The organism is Streptomyces chengmaiensis, from assembly GCF_029846775.1.
Lineage (GTDB): Bacteria > Actinomycetota > Actinomycetes > Streptomycetales > Streptomycetaceae > Streptomyces > Streptomyces chengmaiensis.
Genome location: NZ_JARWBG010000086.1, coordinates 21,388 through 29,147, shown reverse-complemented (window position 1 = coordinate 29,147; position 7,760 = coordinate 21,388). Strand labels below are relative to the sequence as shown.

5 protein-coding genes are annotated in these 7,760 nt (G+C 73.6%); 1 reads left to right on the top strand and 4 read right to left on the bottom strand.

Features of this window, described 5'->3' with window-relative positions:
• Positions 1-1,761 (top strand): ATP-binding SpoIIE family protein phosphatase (locus tag QCN29_RS34835; RefSeq protein ID WP_279933197.1); only part of this gene is annotated, 1,761 nt, incomplete at its 5' end.
• Positions 1,762-2,074: 313 nt separating this feature from the next.
• Here QCN29_RS34835 and QCN29_RS34830 read toward each other — a convergent pair.
• The 4 genes from QCN29_RS34830 to QCN29_RS34815 form a co-directional block, all read right to left on the bottom strand.
• On the bottom strand, positions 2,075-3,976 hold the full coding sequence (locus QCN29_RS34830; RefSeq protein WP_279933196.1) for a TPM domain-containing protein: 1,902 nt from the start codon (positions 3,974-3,976) through the stop codon (positions 2,075-2,077).
• A 161-nt stretch (positions 3,977-4,137) separates the two neighbouring features.
• Positions 4,138-4,911, bottom strand: a complete 774-nt coding sequence (locus QCN29_RS34825; RefSeq protein ID WP_279933194.1) for a succinate dehydrogenase/fumarate reductase iron-sulfur subunit — start codon at positions 4,909-4,911, stop codon at positions 4,138-4,140.
• Positions 4,908-6,860, bottom strand: a complete 1,953-nt coding sequence (locus tag QCN29_RS34820; RefSeq protein ID WP_279933192.1) for a fumarate reductase/succinate dehydrogenase flavoprotein subunit — start codon at positions 6,858-6,860, stop codon at positions 4,908-4,910. Before QCN29_RS34820 ends, QCN29_RS34825 begins: the two co-directional genes overlap by 4 nt.
• A complete protein-coding gene (locus QCN29_RS34815) occupies positions 6,860-7,681 on the bottom strand; it encodes a hypothetical protein (RefSeq protein ID WP_279933191.1) in 822 nt (273 codons plus the stop codon). The genes QCN29_RS34820 and QCN29_RS34815 overlap by 1 nt, the downstream gene beginning before the upstream one ends.
• Positions 7,682-7,760: the final 79 nt, after the last annotated feature.

Sequence of the window (7,760 nt, the reverse complement as noted above, 5' to 3'; positions counted from 1 at the left end):
GTCCCGGGCCTCGGCGCGGGCGTCGGCGCGGGCGCGGGCGCACGGGGCGGCAGGCGCGGCCGGGGCGGGGTCGGCGAACTGCGCCGCGTCGCCTTCGCCAGCGCCGTCTCCGACGCCCCCCTGGCGACCACACCCGGCTGCGGCGTCCCGGGGAGCGCGCCCACCGCCGTCGGCGAGGTTCATCGCTACCCGGCCGACTCGCCCTGCGCCGGAGCGCTGCGCACCGCCCGCGTCCAGACCATCCCCGGCGAGGACGGCAGCCTCGTCCACACCACACTCGCCGTGCCGATGGTCGCCCATGACACCGTCGTCGGCCTGGTGCAGTTCTCCAGGACCAAGGGCAGCGAGCCGTTCGGCGAGCGCGACCGCGCCCTCGCCGTCGAACTCGCCGCCCGCGCCGCCGTCTGCATCGACAACGCCCGGCTGTACCGCAGGGAGCACGAGCGGGCCCTCATCCTCCAGCGCAGCCTGCTGCCGCCCGGCGACCCCGAGGCCGCCGGTCTGGACATCGCCTGCCGCTACCTTCCCGGCAACACCGCGACCGAGGTCGGCGGCGACTGGTTCGACGTCATCCAGCTGCCCGGCCACCGCACCGCGCTCGTCGTCGGGGACGTCATGGGCCGCGGGCTGCGCGCCGCGGTCGCCATGGGCGAACTGCGCACCGCGGTGCGCACCCTGGCACTGCTGGACATGGAGCCGGCCGAAGTCCTCTCCGCCCTCGACGAGATCGCCCGCGGTCTGGGCACCCCGGGCGGTCACACGGGCCCCGGCGGAGTGCAGGCGGCGCGCGTCGCCCACAAGGCGTCCGCCCGGACGGCCCGGACCGGCGGGGACGACGGCGAGGACGGCAAGGGCGGCAAGACCCGGGAGGCCGACCTCTCCGAGGTCTATCTGGCCACCTGCGTCTACGCCGTCTACGACCCCGTCACCCGCCGCTGCACCTTCGCCAACGCCGGTCATCTGCCGCCCGTCCTCGTCGAACCCGGCGAGGAGGCGCTGCTGCTCGACGTCCCGCCGGGCATGCCGCTGGGCGTGGGCGGCGAGCCCTTCGAGGAGGTCGAGGTCGAACTGCCCGAGGGGGCGCTGCTCGCCCTCTACACCGACGGGCTCGTCGAGTCCCGCGACCACTCCCTCGACGAAGGGCTGCGCGCCTTCCGCGCGGCCCTCGCCGACCCCGCCCGCCCGCCGTCCGGCCACGGCCCCTCGCCGACGGCGCTGCGCGCCGACCCCTCCCAGTTTCTGGAGGACGTCTGCGACCACGTGCTGAGCACCCTGGACACCCGGCACGGCGAGGACGACATCGCGCTGCTGATGGCCCGCATCCAGGGGCTGCCCGCAGAAGCCGTCGGCGACTGGCGGCTGCCGCGCGAGCCCCGCTCGGTGGGGCGCGCCCGCGAACTGGCCCGCGCCCAGCTCACCGCCTGGGATCTGGAAGCCCTCGTCGACACCGTCGAGCTCCTCGTCAGCGAACTGGTCACCAACGCCCTGCGGTATGGCGAGGGCGAGATCCGGCTCCGGCTGCTGCGCGACCGCACACTCGTCTGCGAGGTCTGGGACGCGGGCCTCGTACAGCCCCGGCGCCGCCGCGCCCGAGACACCGACGAGGGCGGCCGCGGCCTCCAGCTGGTCGGCCTCCTCAGCGCGGGCTGGGGCTCCCGGCGCACCCCGAGGGGCAAGACGGTCTGGTTCGAGCTGGGCCTGCCGGACGGGGACGGAACGGTGTCGGAGCCGACGGCGGAGCAGCTGCTGAGCCTGTACTGACCGGTGGCCCCGCTTGCCCGGTGTCCCTGCCTGCCCGGTGGTCCCGCTTGACCCGTGGCCCCGCCCCCGCACCCCCGGGGGCCTCCCGGGCGGACGCCGTTCACCCGTCCGCCCTTTCCGGGGTGGGCGCTTCGTCCCCACCCTTGTGCGGCGCTGCGCAGTGCCGGCTCTCCGGCGGCGGGGCCTTGTCCGGGCGGCGGCCGGCGGCGCACGGGTGCCAGGAGTGGCGGGCAGGAGGGCAGGGCTCCCCGCCCGCCCCCGGGCAGCCCGCACCCCCGGGCAGCGGGCCCGGAAACGCGACGGGCAGGAGATGTCAGGGCGGCGGGCCGCCGAAGCGGGCGGGGACGGGGGGCCGGCCCTCGGCCGTCGCGGGCAGTACGACGCCGCCGAGGAGCGCGCCGCCCAGCCCCGCGGCCCCGGGCGCGACGGGACCGCGGTACCCCGCGGTGTCCGCCGTCGCCAGCCGGAGCGCCTCCCGGGCCAGGGCGTCGGCCCGCTGGGTCTCGGCCAGCGCGGCCTGGGGATCGCCGTCCTTGCCGCCGGTCCAGACGCCCCCGTCTCCCCGGCCCGCGAGCCCGCGGGCCCGCTCCAGATGGCGGCGTGCCTCGGACAGCAGGGTGCGGGCCCGGCTTCCGATCGCCGCCCGGTGTGTCGTGATGTGGTCCGCGGCCGCCGCGATCGAGGCCCGCGCGCCGAGCGCAGCCGGGTCGAGCAGGGAGCGGGCGTCCCGGCCGGAGGCCTCCACGGCCCGGCGCAGTGCGGCGAGCGGGTCGTACGGGGCCGCCTGAAGCCGTCCCTCCACCTCGGCCTGGGACAGCAGCTCCGGCAGCTTTCCGGCCGCCTCGGCGAGCTCCTGGCCGCGCCGGTCGATCGCCTCCATCAGCTGTCGGCCCTGGGACAGCGCGCCCTCGGCGGCCCGCACCCGCACGGCGGCCGTGCCGCGGTCCTCCTCCTCTGCCGCCTGCCGGGCCTCGTCGAGGCAGGCCCCGGCGAACAGCAGCCGGTCCTGCGCCTGCTCGGCATGGCCCGCCACGGGCGCGGACGCGGAGGGCGCGTACCGCAGGCGGAGCACGCCGAGGGCGGCTTCCGCGGTGACCATGCGGCCGGACAGCTCGCCGTACTCCTCCTCGGCTGCCGCGAGCACCGCGGGCGCGTCGTGCTCCAGCGCGCGCAGTTCACCGAAGTCCTCGGCCACGGCGTCGAGCCGGCGGTCGGCCTCCGTGCAGCGTGCGACGATCTCCTCCAGCATCCTGCGGCGGGTCGGCTCGTCCTCCGGATAGGCGTCGTCGAGTTGCTGCCGCAGCCGGAAGGCCGACGTCAGCTCTGCCTCCGCGAAGTCCACCGCCTCGGTGAAGGGGCGGGTCGCCTCCGCCCCGAAGCGGGCAGCGGCGAGCGCCAGTTCCTCCCCGCTGGTGCGGAAGGCGTCGTCGGTCTCGACCAGCGAGCGCCGCGCCCGGTCGTCCAGCTCGGCCAGCGGCGGCTGCTCGGGCGGCCCGGGCAACTGCGGTGCGCTCCAGCCGGCCTGGTTGCCCTGCGGGGTGGTGCGGGTGGCGGTCCGCCGGCGGCGTCTGGCGACGGCGTACGCGGCCACCGCCGCCGCGCTGCCGATCACCGCGATCGGCAGCACCAGATCACCGGCGCCGGTGCCGGCCGTACCCTCTCCCGCGCCCCCGCCGGGGTCCGCCTCGCCGGGAGTGATCGCGGGAGTCGTCACCGGTTCGCCGGACAGCACGGCCGCATAGCCGTCCGCCGCTCCGATGGCCGCACCCGCCCAGTCGCTCTCCCTCAGTGCGGGGTCGATCGCCGTCTGCCCGACTTGGGCGAGCTGGGCCGGGGCCAGCGGGGAGCCCTCGTCGGCCCAGGAGCCGTGGCGGCGGTCGGCGGAGGCGACGGCCAGCAGGATGTCCCGTTCGCCGAGACGGCTCAGCTCGGCGGTCCTCTCCGCCCACTCCTGCCCGGAGCGGCCGGAGAAGTCCCGTACGTACACGACGAAGAGCCGGAGCCGCTGCTCTTCGAAGAGCCGGTCCAGGGCCACGGCGACCGCGGGCTCGCGGTCGCCGAGGGCGTCGACCCGGTCGACGATCTGACGCTGCCGGTTCAGCTCGACAGGGTCCTCGGCCGGCGCGGCCCAGGCGGCGGGCGGCGTCAGCCACCACGCGGCCGCCAGCAGGGCCAGAACGGCCCGGACGGCGGCCGGGGCGGCTGTGGGTGTCACATTTCGGAGGCTAAGCCGGTGGTCAGGACCGCGCTACCCGGAGGGGTCCCCGGACCGCGCTACCCGGAGGACCGCGCTACCCGGAGGGGTCCCCGGACGGCGCTACCTGGAGGACCGCGCTCCCGGAGGCGCCCCCGGACGGCGCACCCACCGGACGGGGGCTATGACCCGGACCGCCTGCGGATCTTGCTGCCGAGCCACACCAGCGGGTCGTACTTGCGGTCCACGGCCCGCTCCTTCAGCGGGATCAGCGCATTGTCCGTGATCTTGATGTTCTCGGGGCACACCTCCGTGCAGCACTTGGTGATGTTGCAGTACCCGAGGCCGTGCTCCTCCTGGGCCGCGGCCTTGCGGTCCAGACCCGCCTCCGCCGCCGCGTCCAGAGGATGCATGTCCAGCTCCGCCACCCGCATCAGAAAACGCGGTCCTGCGAATGCCGTCTTGTTCTCCTCGTGGTCGCGGACCACATGGCAGGTGTCCTGGCACAGGAAGCACTCGATGCACTTGCGGAACTCCTGCGAGCGGTCCACATCCATCTGCTGCATCCGGTACTCGCCCGCCGCCAGACCCGGCGGCGGCGCAAACGAGGGAACCCGGCGCGCCTGCGTGTAGTTGAAGGACACATCCGTCACCAGGTCCCGCACCACGGGGAAGGCGCGCAGCGGCGTCACCGTGATCGTCTCCTCCGGGGTGAAGACCGACATCCGGGTCATGCACAGCAGCCGCGGCCGCCCGTTGATCTCCGCGCTGCACGACCCGCACTTGCCCGCCTTGCAGTTCCAGCGCACCGCCAGATCCGGGGCCTGGGTGGCCTGCAGCCGGTGGATGATGTCGAGGACGACCTCGCCGTCGTGGACCTCGACGGAGAAGTCCGCCAGCCCCCCGCCGTCCTGGTCGCCCCGCCAGACCCGGAACCGGGCCTCGTAGGTGCTCATGCGTACAGCTCCTCTTCGGCGAGGTACTTGACCAGCTCCTCCTTCTCGAAAAGGGCGAGCAGGTCGGGACGGATGGGCTCGGCGTCGCGGCCTTCGAGGTCGATCTGGCGGCGCGCCGGATCGCCCGCCGCGAGGGAGCCCGCAGGGTCGGCCAGCCGGCACAGCAGATTGATCCGCCGCCAGGAGCGCTCCATGCCCGGGCAGTCCTCCCGGGTGTGCCCGCCGCGGCTCTCCGTGCGCTCCAGCGCGGAGCGCGCGACGCACTCGCTGACCAGCAGCATGTTCCGCAGATCGAGGGCGAGATGCCAGCCCGGGTTGAACTGCCGGTGGCCTTCGACCAGGGTGCGCCTGGCCCGTACGCGCAGCTCGCTCAGCTTCTCCAGCGCCTGCCGCATCTCGCCCTCGCGGCGGATGATGCCGACCAGGTCGTTCATCGTCTGCTGGAGCTCCTGGTGGAGCGTGTACGGGTTCTGAGGCGAGGCCCCCGGCGCTTCGGGACCGCCGGCCGGCTCCACGGCCCCGAACGGGCGCAGCGCCTCGGCCGAAGCCGCCTCCATCTGCGCCTGGGCCGGCTCCGGACGGCTGCCTTCGGCGAGCCCGGCTGCGTATTCGGCCGCGTACAGCCCGGCCCTGCGGCCGAAGACCAGCAGATCGGACAGCGAGTTTCCGCCGAGCCGGTTGGAGCCGTGCATTCCGCCGGCCACCTCGCCCGCCGCGAACAGGCCGGGAACGCCGACGGCGGCCGCGGTGTCGGAGTCGACCGCCACCCCGCCCATCACATAGTGGCAGGTCGGGCCCACCTCCATGGCTTCCGCCGTGATGTCGACATCCGCCAGCTCCTTGAACTGGTGGTACATCGACGGCAGCCGCCGCCGGATCACCTCGGCCGGCATCCGGGTGGAGACGTCAAGGAAGACCCCGCCGTGCGGGGAGCCGCGGCCCGCCTTCACCTCGGCGTTGATGGCGCGCGCCACCTCGTCGCGCGGCAGCAGCTCGGGTGGACGCCGGTTGTTGTCCGGGTCCTCGTACCAGCGGTCGCCCTCCTCCTCGGACTGGGCGTACTTCTCCTTGAAGACGTCCGGGATGTAGCCGAACATGAACCGCTTGCCCTCGGAGTTGCGCAGCACCCCGCCGTCGCCGCGCACCGACTCCGTGACCAGGATGCCCTTCACCGACGGCGGCCAGACCATTCCGGTGGGATGGAACTGCACGAACTCCATGTTCAGCAGCGGCGCCCCGGCGAGCAGCGCCAGGGCGTGCCCGTCGCCCGTGTACTCCCAGGAGTTGGACGTCACCTTGAAGGACTTGCCGATCCCGCCGGTCGCCAGCACCACGGCCGGGGCCTGAAGGACGAAGAAGCGGCCGGACTCCCGCTCGTAGCAGAAGGTCCCCGAGACCCGGCCGGAGCCGTCCTTGAGGACGCGGGTGACCGTGCACTCCTGGAAGACCTTCAGCCGTGCCTCGTAGTCGCCGGACTCCTCGAAGTCCTCCTGCTGGAGGGAGACGATCTTCTGCTGGAGGGTGCGGATCAGCTCCAGACCGGTCCGGTCGCCGACATGGGCGAGGCGGGGATACTCATGCCCGCCGAAGTTGCGCTGGGAGATCCGGCCGTCGGCGGTGCGGTCGAAGAGCGCGCCCCAGGTCTCCAGCTCCCACACCCGCTCGGGCGCCTCACGGGCGTGCAGCTCGGCCATCCGCCACTGGTTGAGGAACTTGCCGCCGCGCATGGTGTCGCGGAAGTGGACCTGCCAGTTGTCGCCCTCGTTCACATTGCCCATGGAGGCGGCGATGCCGCCCTCGGCCATCACCGTATGGGCCTTGCCGAAGAGCGACTTGCAGATCACGGCGGTACGGGCGCCCTGCTCGCGCGCCTCGATGGCGGCGCGCAGCCCGGCTCCGCCCGCGCCCACCACGACGACGTCCCACTGCTGTCGTTCGTGCTGAGTCATCAGAAGAACCTCGGATCGTCGAAGGCGCCGGTGGCGAGCAGATAGACGTAGAAGTCGGCGAGCGCCACACTGATCAACGAGGACCAGGCCAGCAGCATATGGCGCTCGTTCAGCCGGCCGACCCAGCCCCACAGCCGGTACCGCACCGGGTGCTTGGAGAAGTGCCTGAGCCGTCCGCCGATGATGTGCCGGCAGGAGTGGCAGGACAGGGTGTACGCCCAGATCAGCACGATGTTGACCAGGAAGACCAGGGTGCCCAGGCCCATATGGCCCCAGGCGTAGTCCTCGTCGCGGAAGGCGAGCACCGTGTCATAGGTGAGGATGACGGCGACCGGGAGCGCCGCGTAGAAGAAGTACCGGTGGATGTTCTGCAGGATCAGCGGGAAGCGGGTCTCCCCGGTGTACTTCCTGTGCGGTTCGGCCACCGCGCAGGCCGGCGGCGAGGCCCAGAAGCCGCGGTAGTACGCCTTGCGGTAGTAGTAGCAGGTCAGGCGGAAGCCGAGGGGGAAGACAAGGATCAGCAGGGCGGGGGACAGGCCCCACCAGCTGCCGAAGATCTCCCAGTTGGGTCCCGCCTCCATGGGAACGCAGTTCTCGGCGAGGCAGGGCGAGTAGAAGGGCGAGACGTACGGCGCCGCGTAGTAGTCGGCGTTCGCGAACGCCCGCCAGGTCGAGTAGACGACGAACGCGAGCAGCCCCGCCGCGGTCAGAGCGGGCGCGAGCCACCACCGGTCCGTCCGCAGATGGCGGGGGCCGATGGCGGCTCGCGAGGGGTCGTGCACGCCTGTATGGATGTGTGGCGGTTCGGTACCTGTGGCCAACGAAGACTCCGGAAGGAGTGTGGGGTCGGGGGTGGCGGCGCTGCCGTATCCGCGGCGCCCCGCGCCCGGGGACGGGCCC